We start from the raw sequence: 18,452 nt of genomic DNA, 5'->3' as shown, positions 1-18,452 counted from the left end.
TTTCAAATTTTGGACTACCTTTCACAGCCGATCATAATAAGGCTGGGGGTTGCGAGCCCCCAGCCCTGTCGTTTTGTTACCCGGCGACTGCCCTCGCTGGGGGATGAGCGAGCCGGCCGCCTGCTGCAACTTGAAATCCATAGGGTATACTTGCCGGCTGATTGAAAGGCGTTTTATGGCGATGCGGGTATATTATGAAGGAAAGCAAAGAAATACTTTTATTGGATGATATTCATTATCAAATAGACGACCAGGTTATTTTGGATTCCGTCTCTTTCGGCCTAAAGGCGGGTGAATTCAAACTGATTACCGGGCCGTCCGGCTGCGGAAAAAGCACCCTGCTGAAAATCGTTTCCTCTTTGATCGACCCGACCCGCGGAAAAATTATCTTTGACGGTAAGCCCATCACCGATATGCCGCCGGAAGAATACCGCCAACAGGTCTCTTACTGTTTTCAGACCCCGGCGCTGTTTGGCGATACGGTGTATGACAATATTGCGTTGCCTTATCTGATCCGCAAGCAAAAGCCGGACGAGAAAAAAATGAAGGCCGACCTGGCGCGCTTTGGGTTGGCGGAAAATAAGCTGGAAAAAAGCATTAACGAATTATCCGGTGGGGAGAAGCAGCGCATTTCCTTGATCCGCAACCTGCAATTTATGCCCAAGGTGCTGTTGTTGGATGAAATTACCAGCGCGCTGGATGAAGATAATAAGCGCAACGTCAACGAGATTATTCATCAGTTGGTGTCGCAACATGGCGTAGCGGCGCTATGGGTCACGCACGATAAAGACGAAATCAAACATGCGGATGATGTGATTACTCTGAGCGCGCATGGCGCACGGGCACAGGAGAAAACCGATGAACCAGCATAATATCACCAATGAATCCTTAGGGTTGTCGATGATACTGGTGGTCATCGCTATTTTGATCAGCCATAAAGAAAAGCTGGCGCTGGAAAAAGACATTATCTGGAGCATTTGCCGCGCGGTAGTGCAACTGATTATTGTCGGCTACGTGCTGAAATACATTTTTGACGTGAACAATGCCATTCTGACGGTGTTGATGGTGCTGTTTATTTGTTTTAACGCCGCTTATAACGCGCAAAAGCGCAGTAAATATATTGAGCATGCGTTTGTTACCTCATTTATCGCCATTACCACGGGCGCGGTATTGACGCTGGTGGTGCTGGTGCTGACCGGTTCGATAGAGTTTACGCCGATGCAGGTGATCCCGATTTCCGGCATGATCGCCGGCAATGCGATGGTGGCGGTTGGGTTGTGTTACAACAATCTGGGGCAGCGTTTTAAAGGCGATCAGCAGAAAATCCAGGAGATGCTCAGTTTGGGCGCGTCGCCGAAGTTTGCCTCGACGGCGCTGATCCGCGACAGCATTCGCGCGTCGTTGATTCCGACGGTCGACTCGGCCAAAACCGTCGGGTTGGTCAGCCTGCCGGGCATGATGTCCGGTTTGATCTTCGCCGGCATTGATCCGGTCAAGGCGATCAAATACCAGATCATGGTGACCTTTATGCTGCTTTCCACCGCCGCCCTGTCGACCATTATTGCCTGCTATCTGGCTTACCGTAAGTTCTATAACGCCCGCCATCAATTGGTGGTCAGTAAGCTGAAGTAGCGCTAAAAAAACGGCCTCCGAAGAGGCCGTTAGTTTGATGACAAAGTTGTCTTTGAACCCGAGATACCCGGGCCTAGCGCACCGAGGGGCGCTCCGGGGAGGCCGTTATGCTATCCGCTACTCTTGCAGCAGGGCGATGCTCTGGCGGATTTCACGTTCTATATCCGTCTCTGACCAGTTATCCAGTTGCGAAGAGAACGGCTCGAAGGCGTAAATGCCGGTATAACCGAGGCGTTCCAGATTCTGCACCTGTTTTTTACTTTCCAGCCGATCTTTGCCACTCAGCATGATGCGTTCTTCGTCGCTTAACGCGCTTTTGCTTAGCGGATCCTCCACGCCGGAAAGGTGCACCAGGCCAATGCCATCGATGTCAATCTGCGCATCGAACTCGGGTTGCGTCACCTCGCTTAAATAATGGTGGAAGGTATCGAGCACGATTTTGTAGGGTGCGCCTGAATCCCCGATCAGCGACTGCGTCAACAGTGACGAACGCAGCGAACTGATGCCGAACCCTAACGGTTCAACATAGCCCTGCACGCCGTATTGTTTAAACAGCGGCGCCAGCAGTTTCAGGGCTGCCAGTGTATCGTTCTTTTTTTGCGCTTCGCTGCGGCGGTCGTCCGCGCTGCAATGCGGGCACAGCACCAGCGCCTTGCTGTGGATCGCCTGGGCTTGCGACAGCAGCGCCTCGGCGTTTTTCAGCAGCCTGGCTTCGTCGTCCAGCAGATTAAACCTGCCGAGGGCGTTGATAGTGATGATCTCTATGCCGTATTTTGCCGCCAACGCAGTGAGTTGCTCGTTGCTCAGACTGTCGGTCACCTTGCCGCTCGGCATATCGTTGCGCAGCTCGACTTTATTGAGCCCGCATGTTTTCACCAGGCGGAAAAAGGATTCCAAATCGAGATTCGGCGCGATCTTGCGGTTGATGCAAAAACGCTCTGGCGCAATGGTCATGATGCATTACTCCTGAAGGGGATTGAGAAAGCTTAGGGCTTGCCGTCTTGCAACGGCACCGGCTGTATTTCGGACAAGGGCAGGCGATAGCGTTTCGCCATCACCACGTCTTCCATTTTCTCGAGGGAGACGCCCCGGGTTTCCGGGATGTAACGGCTGACAAACCAGTAGCTGAACAGGCAGCACGCCGCGAAAATCCACATCGGGAAGGCGCCGTGGAACTGGGAGAACAGATACGGATTGTCGTTGATCATCGGGAAGGTTTGCGAGACCACAAAGTTGGCCAGCCACATGCAGCCGACGGCGATGCTCATGCCCTGCGAACGCATGCGGTTGGGGAAAATCTCCGACACCAGCACCCAGGCGCCGACGCCCCAGGACAACGCGTAAAACACCATGAAGAACAGCATGCCGAACAGCGCGAAGTAACCTGTAGCCTCGGTATAGAGCGCATAAGAGGTGATCAGCAGCCCGGCGATGACCCCCAGAGTGCCCCAGCGCATCAGCGGGATACGGCCCATGCGATCCATCAGCATGGCGCCAATCACCGAGCCGACCAGCTGCATTACGCCAATCCAGATGGTCTGGAACAGCGCTTCCTGCGCATTCTCGGTGACGGTTTTCAACACCACCGGCGCGTAATACATCATGACGTTAACGCCGGTGACCTGTTGCAGCATGGCGATCATGCAGCCGACAAACAGGATGAAACGCACGCGCTTATCGGCGTAGCTGAGTTTTTGCTTGCTGGATTGTTGATCCTGCCGTATCGAGTCCTTGATTTCCCGCAGGACGTTTTTGGCATGCTCGGCGTTGGAGACGCGGGTCAGCATCGCCAGCGCCTGATCGTCGCGGCCGACCATCACGCTCCAGCGCGGGGATTCCGGAATGATAAACACCAGAATGCAGAACAGGATGCAGGGAAGCACGCCGGAGGCGAACATCCAGCGCCAGCCCATCTCCACCAGCCAGGCTTCGCTGGCGATGCTGGCAATCTTGAAGTTAACGTAAAAGATCACGATCTGGCCGAACACGATGGCGAACTGCTGCATGCTGAGTGCGCGGCCGCGCATGTCTTTCGGCGACACTTCAGACATGTACATCGGCGAGACGGTGGCGGCGATGCCCACCGCCAGCCCGCCGATAATGCGGTAAATGACAAACCAGGTGAAGGTCGGTGCCAACGAGGAACCAATGGCCGAGACGGTAAACAACAGTGCCGCCAGCATCAGGGCCTTCTTGCGGCCATAACGCCCCGCCAGCGGCCCGGCGGCGAAGGCGCCAACCACGCAGCCGATCACCACGTTGGATACCGCCCAGCCGGTTTCGGCCGGGCTGAGGTTGAAATAGGTTTTCAGGGATTCGATCGCGCCGGAGATCACGGCGGTATCGTAGCCGAACAGCAGACCGCCCAGAGCGGCGACCCCGCAAATCTTCATGATGTAGCCGGTATTGCGCTTACGCTGGTATGACATTTATTGCTCCGATTTTTATCCTGGCTTCTGCCCGCATGTTGCGTTGTAGGGGAAAGGGAGCAGAAGAGTGAACCGTGCCTGTCATCAAGGCGGTGATATTGGTGCAGTTCTTCCTTAAACAAAAACATTTATTTCATAATTAGTGAATAATGAAATATTGATTTTTAGATCCAGTTCAAAAAAAAGCGCAAACCGGCAGCCGGCGTTACCGAAGGATTTGCGTGCGTCCGGCACCGCTGCGTTGAGCGGCCGCCGCTCTTTTTCTGTATAAAAGTCAGGGTAAACTGCCGCCCAGTGTCGGGTTGGCGGAGGGCGTGCTTTTTTACCGCAATGCAATGAGCCTGCATGACGACACGGCAAAACTGCGACCGCCCGCACTAAAAACAAAATTTCTAAAATAATTTATTTGAAACTTTTTTTTCAATGAAATAGAGTTTGCTTTATCCGGTCAGGATTTAGCCTGCTTGCGGGCATGAGCTGGCAGTGTGACTCAAACGCCACGGCGTGCGGCAGCCCCGCATGCGGCCAGGCGACAGCGGACTTAAAAGAGGGTGAGACATGAAAACCGTGGGTAATTTTATTGGCGGGCAGGTGTGCCTGAGCAGCAGCAATCAAACCGTCGACGTGCATAACCCGGCTACCGGCCAGGTCGAACGTCGCGTCACGCAGAGCACCGCCGCCGAGGTAAAGCAGGCCATCGATGTCGCCCATCAGGCGTTTACCGACTGGTCGCGCACCACGCCGCTGCGCCGCGCGCGCATCATGTTCAATTTCAAGGCATTGCTGGAACAGCATCGCGAAGAACTGGCGCAGCTCATCGTCAGTGAGCACGGCAAAGTTTATTCCGATGCGCTGGGCGAATTGACCCGTGGCCTGGAAGTGGTCGAGTTTGCCTGCGGCATTCCGCATTTGATCAAAGGCGAGTATTCGGCGGACGTCGGCAGCGGTGTCGACAGCTTCTCGCTGATGCAGCCGCTGGGCGTCGTGGCGGGCATCACCCCGTTCAACTTCCCGGCGATGGTGCCGATGTGGATGTTCCCCATCGCGCTGGCCTGCGGCAATACCTTCGTCCTCAAGCCGCCGGCGCTGGTGCCTTCGGCCTCGGTGCGGTTGGCCGAGCTGCTGAAAGAAGCCGGCTTGCCGGACGGCGTATTCAACGTGGTTCATTGTTCTAACGAAAACGCCGCCCAGCTGTGCACCGATCCGCACATTCAGGCAGTGAGCTTTGTCGGTTCGTCTGCGGTAGCGGAGCACATCTATACCACTGCCAGCGCCCACGGCAAGCGAGTACAAGCCTTTGGCGCAGCGAAAAATCAGGCCATCATCATGCCGGACGCCGATCTGGACGCTACCGTAAATGCCCTGATGGGCGGCGCGTTCGGTTCTGCCGGCGAGCGTTGCATGGCACTGCCGGTGGCGGTGGTGGTGGGTGACGACACGGCCGACAAGTTGATCGCCAGGCTGAAACCGCTCATTGCACAACTGCGCGTGGGCCCGGGGATCCAGCAGGGCGGCGAAGAAAACGAAATGGGGCCGCTGGTTTCCTCGGCGCACCAGAAGAAAGTTTTGGGTTATATCGATCTGGGTGTGGAAGAGGGCGCAACGCTGGTGGCCGACGGCCGCAACTATCAGGTAGCGGGCTACCCGGAGGGTTACTACGTTGGCGGCACCCTGTTTGACCATGTGACTTCCGACATGCGCATCTACCGTGAAGAGATCTTCGGGCCGGTGCTGGGCATTGTCCGCGTACCGGATTACCAAACCGCCATCGACACGGTGAACAGCCATGAGTTTGGCAATGGCAGCGCCATCTTCACCAGTAACGGCCACTATGCGCGCCAGTTCGTGCAGGAAGTGCAGGCCGGCATGGTGGGGGTCAACGTGCCGGTGCCGGTCCCGATGGCGTTTCACAGTTTCGGCGGCTGGAAGCGCTCGGTGTTCGGCGCCCTGAACGTACACGGCACCGACGGCGTGCGTTTCTACACCCGCATGAAAACCGCCACAGCGCGCTGGCCGACCGGGCAGCAGACGGTGTCGGAATACAGTATGCCGACGCTGGGCTAATCCCCGCACCGACAGACCAGGGCCGTTACTTCATTGGAGTGACGGCCGCTGCATTTGTAACGCTATAGGTTAACAGGAGAATAATCATGTCTTCATTGCTCGCCAAATGTCAGCAACCGAACGCCGAGGGGCGCATCCAGCACGTCACCCCAGAGAATGCCGGCTGGCGCTTTGTCGGGTTCGATGTCTATCGCCTCGAAGCCGGCCAGACGCTGCAATTGGAAAGCGGCGATAAAGAGCTGTGCCTGGTGCTGGTCGCCGGCATTGCCTCCGTCGCCACCCTGCGGGCGGAATATCCGCATATCGGCAAACGCATGAGCCCGTTTGAGCGCACGCCGCCTTACGCGGTCTACGTGCCGCATCACGACAAGATTACCGTGCGGGCGGAAAGCGATTTGGAGCTGGCGGTGTGCAGCGCGCCGGGCAAAGGGCATCTGCCGTCGCGCCTGATTACGCCGGCGGATGTGGGCGTCGAGCGGCGCGGCAAGGGGCGCAATCAGCGTCTGGTGCACAACATTCTGCCGGACAGCGAACCCGCCGACAGCCTGCTGGTGGTGGAAGTGTACACCGATGAAGGCAATACCAGTTCATACCCCAGCCACAAGCACGATCAGGAAGATTCGCCGGATGAAACCTATCTGGAAGAAACCTACTATCACCGCATACAGCCTGAACAGGGCTTTTGCCTGCAGCGAGTCTATACCGACGATCGCGAACTGGATGAGTGCATGCCGGTGTATAACCGTGACGTGGTCAAGGTACCGCGCGGTTACCACCCGGTGGCGACCTTGGCCGGTTACGACAGCTACTATCTCAACGTGATGGCCGGGCCGGTACGGCTGTGGAAATTCACCTGGGAAAAAGACCACGCCTGGATTAACAGCGACGGTTACCCGGCACGCTAGATCACAGTCTGTGTTATGACATTAAGCCCGTGAAACGGGCTTTCCTCGTTATCGGCCACATAGCTGCCAATTGGCGCGTGTATAAATTTAGTCTCAATTTGCTCCTCGGCTGTTCAAATGATAACCTTTTTGAACATGAGTCGCTGCGTGTGATGACAGGCTATGCGTGTGAAAGCGAAAGTAGCTGGTAGCCGCGGAGTGCAATTGCCGTAATGCGTTCGCAAGCCTAATGAGGCGCCCTTTGAGCAGAAGCTTTCGTCTGCGCAACAGGAGTAAAAGAGAAATCCGTTATGACGACTACGATGTCCCAAAAAGCCGCTCGAGAAGGGTTGGGTTCACCCGACCTATTTGAAGGTGGTGTTTTCGTAACCAAAAATGGCGTCGCTGAGCTGTTTGTCCAAACAGCAGCTGAGAGAGAAGCAGAGATTAGAGAACGCAATCTCGAACGACAGGCTAATGCCCTGCTAAAGCTGGTTATGCTGGCTAAACAAGACATTAAAAATCAGCGTGGAATGTCACCTGAGGAAACGCTGAGAAGATTGCGGGAAGCTCGCAAATAATAGAGAGGTGCTGAGTGCCGAAATATAGGGATATTATTGTTTCACCGGCGGCAGAATGGAGTCTTAAAGATATCGAGTCGTTTAAAAGCGGGACCATTGGCCCGGCTAATGCCGGTGAATTTGTGGATAATCTGCTGTTATCATCTCTATCGGCAATAGCTGAAGACCCTACGCGTTATCGTTTCAATGCGATGTTGTCAGGCTACGGCGTACAGCTCCGTGAGCGGCTGGATCCCGACAGCGAGTATCGTGTTATCTATGACTGTGACGACAAAACCATCGAAATCCTGGTTTTTGTCAGCATGAAACAGGATCTGGAAAGCGCATTGTACCGCTATCTGGTACTGCAATAGCTTTCAGCACCCGGCTGCGCCGGGTACGTTCTCATTGGTAAAATGGCCCAGTTTCCTGTGTGCCACCTTTCTTATCACCATAACTATTCGTCTTTTGCATTATTCAGTGCCAAGGATACCGCCAGGGTTTGCGCCAGACACATTGAGGCGACCTGCGAGCGGAAACCGTCCACCTGCGCTTCGCGCACCACAAAACACACGTCGCTGAAGGCGGCCAGCGGGCTGACCTGGCTGTCGGTGATGGCGATCTGTTGCGCGCCGCGTTTGGCACCCAGTTCCACCAGCTCCAGCGCTTCTTGCGCATACGGCGAGTAGCTGATGGCAATCACCACGTCCTTGGGTTTCACCATGCTCAATTGCTCGGTAAACATGCCGCCCAACCCGTCGATCAGGAACGCCCGGCGTTCAAGGTGCCGTAACGCATAGGTGAGGTAGGAGGCGACGCTGAAGGAACGGCGCAGGCCAATCACGTAGATGTTCTCGGCGTTATTCAGCAGTTCAACGGCACGGTCCAGCTGCTCTGAACTGGTTTGCATAGCCAGCTGTTGCAGCGCCTGAGCGTTGACCATGGTGAACACATTAAGAATTTCCGCCGGTTTTTCCGGCGCGACGTTGTCGTCGGTCGAGGTCTGACGAAACAGGCGCGCGCGTTCGGTGTAGTTGACCGTTTCTTCCATCAGGTGCTGACGAAAAACCTGTTTCATTTCATTGAAACCGCTAAAGCCAAACGCGTTGGCGAAGCGGATCAGCGTGGAAGGCGGGACGCTGGCCTGTGCGGCTATGGAGGCAACGGTATCGAAAGCAATGCTGTTACTGTTATCCAAAATGTAACGCGCCACCTGTTTCAAACGCTTGCTCAGCGTTTCGTAACGGTGGCGAATCTCGTCCTGTAACAGCGAAAGTTGAGTTGGGTTGTTCATCCATTCGGCTCGCAGTGGGGGCTAAGGCGTATCGGCCTGACGCCTGAGTTGTTGACAGGCCATTCTAACAGATGGAGCGGAAATTTCATTTCATCTAAAAGCGATTTATTCGATTGCAAGTTGCGTTACTTCACAGAAAACAGGCAAAAAAATCCCCTTAAAGCGGCGAAAATCGCTGTAAGGGGAGTCTTTGTCGATTAACTTGCGTCGTGGCCGGGGCGGTATTGGCGCCAGAAACCGATCAGCGTCAGGTATTTTTGTTTCACCTGTTCGATTAAGCCGGCGTCATCCAGTTCGCCCTGCAACCAGCGGCGTGAAGGCTGGCCGAAAATGGTGCGGCCAACGGCAAAGCCTTTCACCCAAGGGGCATCCGCCGCGGCGGCGAAGCCGGCCTTCAGCGTTTCCTCCGGTGAATCCAGCCCCAGGATCAGTACGCCGCGGCAGAAGGGATCGTTAGCCTCGATCAACGCACCGACCCGTCGCCAGTTCTCGGCGCTCAGCGGTGGCAGTTTCCACCAGTCCGGTTTTACGCCCAACCGATAGAAATGTTGCAGCATGTCCAGATAGTAGCGCTCGTCTTTATCGGCGTTGCTTTCCGGCAAAATGACCTCGAGCAGCAGCTCGTGGCCGGATTTGCAGCAGCCGCGATAGACGTCGTTAATCAGTTCATCCTGTTCGCGGCGCAGTTCGGCGGCGTCATGCGGGTGGTAAAATACCAGGCATTTGACTACGTGTTCCTGCGGCCAGTCGATCAGTTGCGAGCCGATATTGCCATGCTCCAGCCGCAGCGGGCGCGAACTCGGAAGCTCGACCGGCCGGCCAATCCACCACCCCTGGCCGGTGATTTCGTTCAGCGCCGCCTGGCCGTAAGTGGTGTCGGCCAGAATGCCGCTGTTGCCCTGCAGCCCGGCATCTTCTGCGGCCTGTTGCGCCGCTGCCAATAGCAGGGTTTTCAATTGGGGGATACGTTCTTCACTGACGTTGGCTTCGCGCGCCATATCCGCTAACTGCTTGCGGTGATCGAAGGCGAATACGCACAGTTCCGGCCACTGTTTTTTACGGGTAGTCACCCGATGCAGATGATTGAGTCGTGGGTCGCGGTCCGGGCGCTTCACTTCCCGTTCGCGTTGCAAATAATCATCCAACTCCAGTTTGGTGGGCATCGCCGGCGCGCAGCCGTGGCGCGAAACAACCAACGCGCCGCAGGCGTTGGCGTAACGGCAGGCCTGATCCCAACCTTCATCGTTCAGATAACCGCGCAGCAGGCCGGACATAAAGGCGTCGCCGGCTCCCAGCACGTTCAGTACCTCAACCCGCACGCCGGAATGCAGTTTTACCTGCTGCCAGTCGGCGGCAATCTCGCCTTCGAAGACCGAGCACCCCTGCGCGCCGCGTTTGCAGACCAGCGTGGCCCGGGTGGCTTTGCGTACGTTGCTCAGCGCGGTCAGCGTGTCGGTGCTGCCGCCGGCAATATGAAACTCTTCTTCGGTACCGACGATTAAATCAAAGTGGTGCAGTACCTCTTGCAGTTCGCGGGTCACCTTCTCGGATTCCACAAAGCGGGTTTCGCCGTCGCCCAACGAGGTAAGGCCCCACAATACCGGGCGATAGTCGATATCCAGCGCGGTGCGCAGGCCGTGGCGGCGGGCGTATTCCAGCGCCTTCAGCACCGCAGCGCGGGTGTTCGGGTGCGACAAGTGGGTGCCGGTGATAGCCAGCGCGCGTGACGACGCAATATAGGATTCGTCGATATCGTCCGGCGTCAGCGCCATGTCGGCACAGTTTTCACGGTAGAAAATCAGCGGGAAGGTTTCCTGATCCTTGATGCCGAGGATCACCAGGCCGGTCAGGCGCTGGGGGTCGACGATCAGGCTCCGGGTGTCGGCGCCGACGCGCCGCAGCTCTTCGCGCAGGAAACGGCCCATATGTTCATCGCCGACGCGGGCAAGCATGCCGGACTTCAACCCCTGAATGGCGGTGCCGTAGGCTACGTTGCCGGAAGAGCCGCCGAGATACTTGGAGAATGTGCTGGCATCTTCCAGGCGTGCGCCGATCTGTTGTGCATAGAAATCGACGGCGATACGCCCGAGACAAATGACATCAAGCTGTTTTTCTTGTGTAGCCATACCCGTTTCCTTCTGTATTAAGCAAAACCCCGACTGCGAAGCATGTTTTGGAGTATGAGGAATAAAAATTTCAATTTCAAGATTGAATGAAATTTACACCCCAAAAATGTGATGCATTTAAAAGCGTGATGAAACCGGGATTGCAGAGGGTAAAAACCGCGCCCCGCCTGAGAGAAAAACCTGTTGTAACCGCAGTTGATGCTTATGTGCCGCAGGCCGGTGGTATCGGGTGCGAAGGCGGGTTTGGCGCGGTTGAAATGGGGGGGCGCAGGCAGGAAAGGGCGGCTAAGTCAGTGAATTCTAAAGGCATGGATGAAACAGGATTTTCATCATTATGCGATCTTTATCGCAAAATGAAATGTTTCTTCTGTGATGTCATTTTATGGAAAATATATTTGTTTATAATCGCTTCACGTTTCACGTTGTCGGTTTAGTGAGCGGCACCGCTGGAAAGCCATAGGGCATAATGTAGAGGGTGGAGAAATGGGCAAGATCAGATTAACCATGGCACAGGCACTCGTCCGGTTCCTCGACAACCAGTATTTGCTGGTCGACGGCGTGGAAACCAAATTCGTAAAGGGCATCTTTGCGATTTTCGGGCACGGCAACGTCCTCGGCCTGGGGCAGGCGCTGGAGCAAGACAGCGGCGAGCTGGTGGTGCATCAGGGGCGTAACGAGCAGGGCATGGCCCACGCGGCGACCGGCTTCGCCAAGCAGAAGCTGCGCCGGCAGATCTATGCCTGCACCTCTTCCGTCGGCCCCGGGGCCGCCAATATGATTACCGCCGCTGCGACCGCCACCGCCAACCGCATTCCTTTATTGCTGCTGCCGGGCGATGTCTATGCGTCGCGCCAGCCGGACCCGGTGTTGCAGCAGATTGAACAGTCCTACGATCTCAGCATCAGCACCAATGACGCTTTCCGCGCGGTCAGCAAATACTGGGATCGCATCGTGCGGCCGGAACAGCTGATGAGCGCCTGCATCAACGCGATGCGCGTGCTGACCGATCCGGCGGAAACCGGCGCGGTCACGCTGTGCCTGCCGCAGGACGTGCAGGGCGAAGCCTACGACTACCCGGACTACTTTTTCCAAAAGCGCGTACATCGGCTCGATCGCCGCCCGGCGACCGAAGGCATGCTGGCGGATGCGCTGGCGCTGTTGACCGCCAAACGCAAGCCGCTACTGGTGTGCGGCGGCGGGGTGAAGTATTCGCAGGCCGGGCAGGCGCTGCGCGAGTTTGCCGAACGTTTCCACATTCCGTTTGTGGAAACCCAGGCCGGCAAGGGCACCGTGCCTTCCAGCCATCCGTTTAACCTGGGCGGCGTCGGCGAAACCGGCTGTCTGGCGGCCAATATGCTGGCCAAGCAGGCCGACCTGGTGATTGGCGTAGGCACCCGTTACACCGACTTCACCACCTCGTCAAAATGGCTGTTCCAACAGCCGGATGTGGATTTCCTCAACATCAACGTCAGCGGCTTTGACGCCGGCAAACTCGACGGTGTGCAGGTACTGGCCGATGCCCGTGCGGCGCTGGTCGCCTTGAGCGCCCTGCTGGCGCAATCCGATTACCGCGCAGGTTGGGGCGATGCCATTGCCGAAGCGCGCAGCGCTCAGCAGCAGGAAACCGCCCGCGTTTATGCGGTGGAATACACCGGCGAAGGCTTTGTGCCGGAAATTGACGACTCTCTCGATCGCGGCCGCGTTTTCGCCGAATTTATCGAGCAGACAGACTCGCTGCTGACCCAGAGCAGGGTGCTGGGCGTGTTGAATCAGCATTTGCCGCAGGACAGCGTGATCGTCGCCGCCGCCGGCAGCCTGCCGGGTGATTTGCAGCGCGTGTGGCACAACCACGGCGAGCACGGTTATCACGTGGAATACGGCTATTCGTGCATGGGCTACGAGGTTAACGCGGCGCTGGGAGTCAAGCTGGCCGAACCGCAACGCGAGGTGTATGCGATGGTCGGCGACGGTGCCTTTATGATGCTGCATTCCGAACTGGTCACCTCGATCCAGGAAGGCTGCAAAATCAACGTGGTGCTGTTCGACAACATGACCAACGGTTGCATCAACAACCTGCAGATGGAACACGGTATGGACAGCTACACCACCGAATTCCGCTTCCGCAACCCGCAGGGCGGCAAACTCGACGGCAATTTTGTGCCGGTCAATTTCGCCATGCTGGCGGCGGCCTATGGCTGTAAAACCTACAGCGTCACCACCGAACAGCAACTGATTGACGCGCTGGCCGATGCGCGCCTGCAGACGGTCTCGACCCTGCTGGACATCAAAGTGCTGCCAAAAACCATGGTGCACAAGTATCTCAGCTGGTGGCGCGTGGGCGGTGCCCAGGTTGCCGACAGCGAAAAAATTGTCGCCGTGGCCCGCAAGCTGCAGGAAAACATCGATAAGGCCCGCGACTACTGATGTGAGTGCTTACCCGATTACCCAGACCTTGCGTCTGCCGCAACTATTTGAAGAGGATAACGAAGATGACATTGAACATTGGGGTTATTGGCACCGGCGCAATCGGTCGGGATCATATTCGCCGCTGCAGCAAAGTGTTGCAGGGCAGCCGCATCGTGGCGGTCAACGACATCAATCGCGACAACGCCGCCAAGGTAGTGAGCGATTTGAAGCTGGATGCCAAGGTGTATGACAACGGCCACGATCTGATCAAGGCGGCGGACGTGCAGGCGGTGCTGGTCACCTCCTGGGGCCCGAGCCACGAAGAGTTTGTGCTGGCGGCCATCGCCGCCGGCAAGCCGGTGTTCTGCGAGAAGCCGCTGGCGGTCACCGCACAGGGCTGTAAAAACATCGTCGAGGCCGAAGCGAAACACGGCAAACGCCTGGTGCAGGTAGGCTTCATGCGCCCTTACGATCGCGGCTACCGCGCCTTGAAACAGGTGCTGACCAGCGGCCAGATCGGTGAACCGTTGATGCTGCACTGCGCACACCGCAACCCGACCGTCGGTGAGGCCTACACTACCGATATGGCGATCACCGACACCTTGATTCACGAGATCGACGTGCTGCGCTGGCTGCTGGATGACGACTACGTCTCGGTACAGGTGGTGTTCCCGCGTAAGAGCCCCAAGGCGTTCCCGCACCTGAAAGATCCGCAGATTGTGCTGTTTGAAACGGCCAAGGGCACGCGCATTGACGTCGAAATCTTCGTTAACTGCCAGTACGGCTATGACATCCAGTGTGAAGTGGTAGGGGAAACCGGCATCGCCAAACTGCCGGAGCCTTCATCGGTGCAGATGCGCAGCGGCGCCAAACTGTCCACCGAGATCCTGACCGACTGGAAAGACCGCTTTATTGATGCCTATGACGTTGAGCTGCAAGGCTTTATCAACGACGTGCTGGCCGGGAAACTGACCGGGCCTTCCGCCTGGGACGGTTACGCCGCCTCCGTTGCCGCCGACGCCTGCGTGGCCGCTCAGCTCAGCGGTGAGATTGTGCCGGTGACCTTGCCGCCGCGCCCGGCGTTCTATACCCATCATACTTGAAGCTGCCTCTGTGTTGGCTGCACTCACTTACCCGAATCACTTACTGAAGTAAGCTCATCGGGATAAGCTCTTTTGCCGCCTTGATGCAACTCCAATTATTTAGGGTATACAACAAATAATGGGCTGACCGTCGTACCCACGTTTAAGAGGAATGACCATGAAGATCGCTTTTGATGTTGATGTCATCAGGGACCTGGGCATCACCAAAATGGTTCAGCAGGTAGCGGACTGGGGCTATCGATATATAGAACAGTCGCCGCACCCGCAGATCAATCCGTTCTATAAGCATCCGAAAGCCGGCCGTGAGGTGATGGCGGAATACAAGAACGCGCTGAAAGCGACCGGTGTGGAGATTTCCTCGTTTATCGTGGTGTACCGCTGGTCCGGCCCGGGCGAGGATCGCCGCCAGGCGGCAGTCAAAAACTGGCGCCGGATGATAGAGATTGCGGTGGAAATGGGCGTGCAGGTGATCAACACCGAGCTGGCCGGCAACCCTAATGAGCCGGAAATTTGCGAAGAGCTGTGGTATCGCTCAATGGAGGAGTTGCTGCCGATCATTGAGCGCGAAGGCATTCGCATGGAGATCCAGTCTCATCCGTGGGATTTCTGCGAACTGAGCAACGAAACCGCCGACATGGTGAAATCGTTGCGCAGCGACCACGTCAAGTACCTCTACAGCGTGCCGCACAGCTTCTATTACGACAAAGGCCTGGGCGACGTGGCCGGCATGCTGAAGCATGCCGGAGACGATCTTTCCCACGTGCTGATCGCCGACACCATGAACCACACCAAACACTGTCGCTATATCGTCAATCCGCCGGGGGTGGACGCAGCCGTGCATCAGCACGTGGGTATTGGCGAAGGCGAGGTGGACTTCGACGCCCTGTTCCAGACTCTGCGCGATATGGAGTTCGCCAACCGCAACTTTAAGGTCGGTGGCGAATCGATCATCTGCACTTCGCTGTTTGGCTACCCGGAAAAAATGAAAAGCCAGGCAGTGGCGACCAGAGAGCGCATCGAGAAAGAACTGCTGGGCAAATAACCCTTTCGGCGCGTCGGCGTTAACGCCGTCGGCGCGTCATCCGATTATTGAGGCTGAACATGAACAAAGACAACGTGAAACTGGCCATCGCGCCGATCGGCTGGACCAATGACGATATGCCCGAATTGGGCAAAGAGAACACTTTCCAGCAGTGCGTCAGTGAAATGGCGCTGGCCGGCTTCACCGGCAGCGAAGTCGGGAGCAAGTACCCGCGCGATCCGGCGGTATTGAAGCCGATGCTGGATATCCGCGGCATCCAGATCTGCAACGCCTGGTTCAGCACCTTTTTTGCCGACGGCCAGAAAGAAAAAACCATCGATGAATTTATCAACCATATGAATTTCCTGCATGCGATGGGCGCCAGGGTGATCGGCTGTTCCGAGCAGAGCAAGAGCATCCAGGGCACCACCAAAGGGGTGTTCGAAGAGAAGCCGTATTTCAGCGACGAAGAGTGGCAGCGGGTGGCCGATGGCTACAATGAGCTGGCGAAAATTGCCGCCGACAAGGGGATGCAGGTTTGCCTGCACCACCATATGGGCACCGGCATCCAGACTACTGCAGAGATTGACCGCTACATGAGCATGGTGAACGACGACGTCTATCTGTTGTTTGATACCGGCCACGCTTACTACTCGGAAGGCAGCCAGCAGGCGATGATGGCGATACTGGAAAAGTATCTGCCGCGCATTAACCATGTGCATTTGAAAGACGTGCGTGACGAGGTGGTGGCGGAAGTGAAGGCCAATAAGCTGAGTTTCCTCGACGGCGTGAAGAAGGGTACCTTCACCGTGCCGGGTGATGGTGTGATCGACTTCCGTCCGGTGTTTAAACTGCTGGATGAGCGGGGCTACAAGGGCTGGATGGTGGTGGAGGCCGAACAGGATCCGGCGCTGGCCAACCCGTTTGAATATGCGGTGAAGGCGCGCCGTTATATCAAGGAGACCGCCGGCATTTAATCGGACCGTGAAAGAGACCCGTCATACTTGAAGCTGCCTCTGTGTTGGCTACGCGCACTTACCCGAATCACTTACTTGAGTAAGCTCATCGGGATAAGTACCCTTGCCGCCTGGATGCAGCTCCAATTATTTTGGGTATAAAAAAGGTGCCTGAGTTATCAAGGCACCTTTTTTATTTGCCGGGATCAGCCGAGGGTTTTCCAGGTAATGACCTGGCTGCCGGGCCATGGGGTGGCTGCGTAGACGCCACGGGCGATCGCCCGCGCCAGCGTGTCTGCCGCCAATGCGCCAATTTGCAGCACCGCCAGCTCGCGGCTGCCCTGAACCTCGCGCTTGCCGGTGGACAAGGCAAATACGACGTCGCCGTCGAACGGGCTGTGCAATGGGCGAATGGCGCGCGCCATGCCGTCCTGCGCCATGATCGCCACGCGTTTCAACTCCACCCGGGTCAGCGCCAGATCGGTGGCGATGCAGGCCAGGGTGGTGTTTTTCCTGCCGCCTGTCGGCTCTGTGGGCATCCAGTCTTCGCCCTGGCCATGCAACTGCGCCAGTGCGGTAGCGCCGCCGTTGCCAAATTCGCCATTGATTTCATAAGGTGTGGCCCAGAAGGCTCGGGTGCCGGGAGCGACCACCGAACCCAGGCTATTGACCGCCACCAGTGCACCGACGGTAGCGCCGTTAGCCGCCACGATGGAAGCCGAGCCGAGGCCGCCTTTCAGCTTGCCCATGCCGGTCATGGCACCATAGCCTGCGCCCACGGTGCCGAGCGGGAAGTCATGGCCCGCTTTGCCGGCCGCTTCTATCCCCAGTTGGCGGTAAGGCGGATCAAGCTGCCAGTTTTTATCGCCCGCGTTGTTGAGATCGTACAGGCAGGCGGTAGGTACGATGGGGGAAACCGGCACGCCGGGAGCCGGCCGCAGGGCGTAGCCGCGGCCTTGTTGCCCCAGCCAGGCAGCGACGCCGTCCGCCGCCGCCAGCCCGTATACCGAGCCGCCGCTCAGTACCAGCGCATCGACGGTTTGCACCAGGTTATCTTCCCCCAGCGCGTCGGTTTCTCGGGTTGCCGGACCGCCGCCGCGCACGTCGACGGCGGCGATCGCCGGGCTATCCGGCAGGATAACCGTGGTGCCGGTACGTACCTGGCTGTTCTGGGCGACGCCGACCCGCAGGCCGGGTACGTCGGTAATCAGGTTGCGGGCGCCGGTCCGCACGGCGGGAGAGGTTGGCATGGCGGCCCCCAGGAAGGTGGTGGGAGAAAGGATGCCGATGGCACCCGTTACACAGGCCAGCGTCTGCACAAAAGTGCGGCGGCTGACGGTTAAGGGCCGGTTAACCGGCCCTGATTCATTTTCCGTATCACTCATGATGCGCTTTTTCCCGCTGCTCGCTGCGAAAGCGCGCCATATGATGAGAATCTACCAACTCGCCATCGCGCATGGCATAAGCGCGGCTGGTACCTTCAATTTCAAAGCCGAACTTGCGGTAGAGCGCAATGGCGGCCTGATTGTCGGTAAACACCGTCAGTTCGATGCGTTCGATGGCTGCCCAATTGTCGCAGAGGTCGATCATCGCCTTCATCAGGCTGCTGCCGACGCCTTTACCGTGATAACGCGCATCGACGCCAATGCCGAAGGTCGCCACATGGCGGCGGCGAAGGCGCTGGTTCAGCATCACGGCAAGCTGGCCGACGATCTGCCCGTCGATACAGGCCACCAGGTTGTGGGTGCCCGGCTCGAGGTTGGCCAAGCGTTGATGCCACAGTTCTTTTGAGGCTAGCGGAAGGTGTAGCGTGTCACGGTAAAGTTGTGGTTGAGAGTAAAGCTGATGTAAGGCCTGTGCATCTGCCGCTTCTACGTGACGAACCACTATTTCACTCATGACGCTGCTCCTGTTGCTTACCGATTGAATAACCTTTGAATTTATCCGTTTATCCTGACGAGTCAATATTATTTCGGA

Annotated in this window: 17 protein-coding genes; 11 read left to right on the top strand and 6 right to left on the bottom strand. The window is 57.1% G+C overall.

Annotation, left to right across the window (positions count from 1 at the left end; all coding sequences use genetic code 11):
- The first annotated feature begins 194 nt into the window (after positions 1 to 194).
- Together fetA and fetB are read left to right on the top strand one after the other, a co-directional pair.
- A complete protein-coding gene (gene fetA / locus QZQ97_RS21420; RefSeq protein WP_311995076.1) occupies positions 195 to 872 on the top strand; it encodes an iron efflux ABC transporter ATP-binding subunit FetA in 678 nt (225 codons plus the stop codon).
- Positions 859 to 1,632, top strand: coding sequence for an iron efflux ABC transporter permease subunit FetB (fetB, locus tag QZQ97_RS21415; RefSeq protein WP_126485853.1), 774 nt, complete (start codon positions 859 to 861; stop codon positions 1,630 to 1,632). Before fetA ends, fetB begins: the two co-directional genes overlap by 14 nt.
- Before the next feature lie 117 nt (positions 1,633 to 1,749).
- Here the strand turns inward: fetB and QZQ97_RS21410 are convergent, their stop codons facing one another.
- Positions 1,750 to 2,586, bottom strand: a complete 837-nt coding sequence (locus tag QZQ97_RS21410) for a TIM barrel protein (RefSeq protein WP_311995075.1) — start codon at positions 2,584 to 2,586, stop codon at positions 1,750 to 1,752.
- A 32-nt stretch (positions 2,587 to 2,618) separates the two neighbouring features.
- Positions 2,619 to 4,061, bottom strand: a complete 1,443-nt coding sequence (locus QZQ97_RS21405) for a sugar porter family MFS transporter (RefSeq protein WP_311995074.1) — start codon at positions 4,059 to 4,061, stop codon at positions 2,619 to 2,621.
- Positions 4,062 to 4,619: 558 nt separating this feature from the next.
- On the opposite strand from QZQ97_RS21405, the gene QZQ97_RS21400 reads away from it, so the two are divergent.
- The 4 genes from QZQ97_RS21400 (at position 4,620) to QZQ97_RS21385 (ending at position 7,943) form a co-directional block, all read left to right on the top strand.
- Positions 4,620 to 6,125 (top strand): CoA-acylating methylmalonate-semialdehyde dehydrogenase, encoded by a 1,506-nt coding sequence (locus tag QZQ97_RS21400; protein ID WP_311995073.1) that lies wholly within the window; start codon positions 4,620 to 4,622, stop codon positions 6,123 to 6,125.
- Positions 6,126 to 6,211: 86 nt separating this feature from the next.
- A complete protein-coding gene (gene iolB / locus QZQ97_RS21395) occupies positions 6,212 to 7,030 on the top strand; it encodes a 5-deoxy-glucuronate isomerase (RefSeq protein ID WP_311995072.1) in 819 nt (272 codons plus the stop codon).
- Positions 7,031 to 7,320: 290 nt separating this feature from the next.
- The gene (locus QZQ97_RS21390) at positions 7,321 to 7,590 is read left to right on the top strand and encodes a hypothetical protein (protein ID WP_062868958.1); all 270 of its coding nucleotides are present in this window, start codon (positions 7,321 to 7,323) and stop codon (positions 7,588 to 7,590) included.
- Positions 7,591 to 7,604: 14 nt separating this feature from the next.
- Positions 7,605 to 7,943, top strand: coding sequence for a type II toxin-antitoxin system RelE/ParE family toxin (locus tag QZQ97_RS21385; RefSeq protein WP_062868957.1), 339 nt, complete (start codon positions 7,605 to 7,607; stop codon positions 7,941 to 7,943).
- 83 nt (positions 7,944 to 8,026) lie between these two features.
- Here the strand turns inward: QZQ97_RS21385 and QZQ97_RS21380 are convergent, their stop codons facing one another.
- Complete coding sequence (locus tag QZQ97_RS21380) at positions 8,027 to 8,863, bottom strand: MurR/RpiR family transcriptional regulator (protein ID WP_065506740.1); 837 nt, start codon at positions 8,861 to 8,863, stop codon at positions 8,027 to 8,029.
- A gap of 197 nt (positions 8,864 to 9,060) precedes the next feature.
- On the bottom strand, positions 9,061 to 10,989 hold the full coding sequence (locus QZQ97_RS21375) for a bifunctional 5-dehydro-2-deoxygluconokinase/5-dehydro-2-deoxyphosphogluconate aldolase (RefSeq protein WP_311995071.1): 1,929 nt from the start codon (positions 10,987 to 10,989) through the stop codon (positions 9,061 to 9,063).
- An 86-nt stretch (positions 10,990 to 11,075) separates the two neighbouring features.
- On the opposite strand from QZQ97_RS21375, the gene QZQ97_RS21370 reads away from it, so the two are divergent.
- From QZQ97_RS21370 to iolE, 5 genes are all read left to right on the top strand, one after another.
- Positions 11,076 to 11,423, top strand: a complete 348-nt coding sequence (locus tag QZQ97_RS21370; protein WP_311995070.1) for a hypothetical protein — start codon at positions 11,076 to 11,078, stop codon at positions 11,421 to 11,423.
- Between the two features lie 49 nt (positions 11,424 to 11,472).
- Complete coding sequence (gene iolD, locus QZQ97_RS21365) at positions 11,473 to 13,413, top strand: 3D-(3,5/4)-trihydroxycyclohexane-1,2-dione acylhydrolase (decyclizing) (RefSeq protein WP_311995069.1); 1,941 nt, start codon at positions 11,473 to 11,475, stop codon at positions 13,411 to 13,413.
- Between the two features lie 65 nt (positions 13,414 to 13,478).
- Positions 13,479 to 14,498 (top strand): Gfo/Idh/MocA family protein, encoded by a 1,020-nt coding sequence (locus QZQ97_RS21360; protein ID WP_311995068.1) that lies wholly within the window; start codon positions 13,479 to 13,481, stop codon positions 14,496 to 14,498.
- A 157-nt stretch (positions 14,499 to 14,655) separates the two neighbouring features.
- A complete protein-coding gene (locus QZQ97_RS21355) occupies positions 14,656 to 15,540 on the top strand; it encodes a sugar phosphate isomerase/epimerase family protein (RefSeq protein ID WP_311995067.1) in 885 nt (294 codons plus the stop codon).
- A gap of 59 nt (positions 15,541 to 15,599) precedes the next feature.
- A complete protein-coding gene (iolE, locus tag QZQ97_RS21350) occupies positions 15,600 to 16,496 on the top strand; it encodes a myo-inosose-2 dehydratase (protein WP_006328609.1) in 897 nt (298 codons plus the stop codon).
- Positions 16,497 to 16,681: 185 nt separating this feature from the next.
- Here the strand turns inward: iolE and QZQ97_RS21345 are convergent, their stop codons facing one another.
- Positions 16,682 to 17,860: a P1 family peptidase gene (locus QZQ97_RS21345; protein ID WP_311995066.1), complete on the bottom strand. Its 1,179-nt coding sequence runs from the start codon at positions 17,858 to 17,860 to the stop codon at positions 16,682 to 16,684.
- Positions 17,853 to 18,374 carry a GNAT family N-acetyltransferase gene (locus tag QZQ97_RS21340; protein ID WP_311995065.1) on the bottom strand — a complete coding sequence of 174 codons (522 nt, stop codon included), beginning with the start codon at positions 18,372 to 18,374 and terminating at the stop codon, positions 17,853 to 17,855. Before QZQ97_RS21340 ends, QZQ97_RS21345 begins: the two co-directional genes overlap by 8 nt.
- Positions 18,375 to 18,452 lie beyond the last annotated feature (78 nt).

The sequence above is a fragment of the Serratia sp. root2 genome, assembly GCF_031931805.1.
Lineage (GTDB): Bacteria > Pseudomonadota > Gammaproteobacteria > Enterobacterales > Enterobacteriaceae > Serratia > Serratia inhibens.
This window is presented reverse-complemented; position numbering and strand designations above follow the sequence as displayed.

Coding starts and splice junctions, on each gene's coding strand:
- fetA (WP_311995076.1), top strand. CDS start 195: ATGAAGGAAAGCAAAGAAATACTTTTATTGGATGATATTCATTATCAA.
- fetB (WP_126485853.1), top strand. CDS start 859: ATGAACCAGCATAATATCACCAATGAATCCTTAGGGTTGTCGATGATA.
- QZQ97_RS21410 (WP_311995075.1), bottom strand. CDS start 2,586: ATGACCATTGCGCCAGAGCGTTTTTGCATCAACCGCAAGATCGCGCCG.
- QZQ97_RS21405 (WP_311995074.1), bottom strand. CDS start 4,061: ATGTCATACCAGCGTAAGCGCAATACCGGCTACATCATGAAGATTTGC.
- QZQ97_RS21400 (WP_311995073.1), top strand. CDS start 4,620: ATGAAAACCGTGGGTAATTTTATTGGCGGGCAGGTGTGCCTGAGCAGC.
- iolB (WP_311995072.1), top strand. CDS start 6,212: ATGTCTTCATTGCTCGCCAAATGTCAGCAACCGAACGCCGAGGGGCGC.
- QZQ97_RS21390 (WP_062868958.1), top strand. CDS start 7,321: ATGACGACTACGATGTCCCAAAAAGCCGCTCGAGAAGGGTTGGGTTCA.
- QZQ97_RS21380 (WP_065506740.1), bottom strand. CDS start 8,863: ATGAACAACCCAACTCAACTTTCGCTGTTACAGGACGAGATTCGCCAC.
- QZQ97_RS21375 (WP_311995071.1), bottom strand. CDS start 10,989: ATGGCTACACAAGAAAAACAGCTTGATGTCATTTGTCTCGGGCGTATC.
- QZQ97_RS21370 (WP_311995070.1), top strand. CDS start 11,076: ATGAAATTTACACCCCAAAAATGTGATGCATTTAAAAGCGTGATGAAA.
- iolD (WP_311995069.1), top strand. CDS start 11,473: ATGGGCAAGATCAGATTAACCATGGCACAGGCACTCGTCCGGTTCCTC.
- QZQ97_RS21360 (WP_311995068.1), top strand. CDS start 13,479: ATGACATTGAACATTGGGGTTATTGGCACCGGCGCAATCGGTCGGGAT.
- QZQ97_RS21355 (WP_311995067.1), top strand. CDS start 14,656: ATGAAGATCGCTTTTGATGTTGATGTCATCAGGGACCTGGGCATCACC.
- iolE (WP_006328609.1), top strand. CDS start 15,600: ATGAACAAAGACAACGTGAAACTGGCCATCGCGCCGATCGGCTGGACC.
- QZQ97_RS21345 (WP_311995066.1), bottom strand. CDS start 17,860: ATGAGTGATACGGAAAATGAATCAGGGCCGGTTAACCGGCCCTTAACC.
- QZQ97_RS21340 (WP_311995065.1), bottom strand. CDS start 18,374: ATGAGTGAAATAGTGGTTCGTCACGTAGAAGCGGCAGATGCACAGGCC.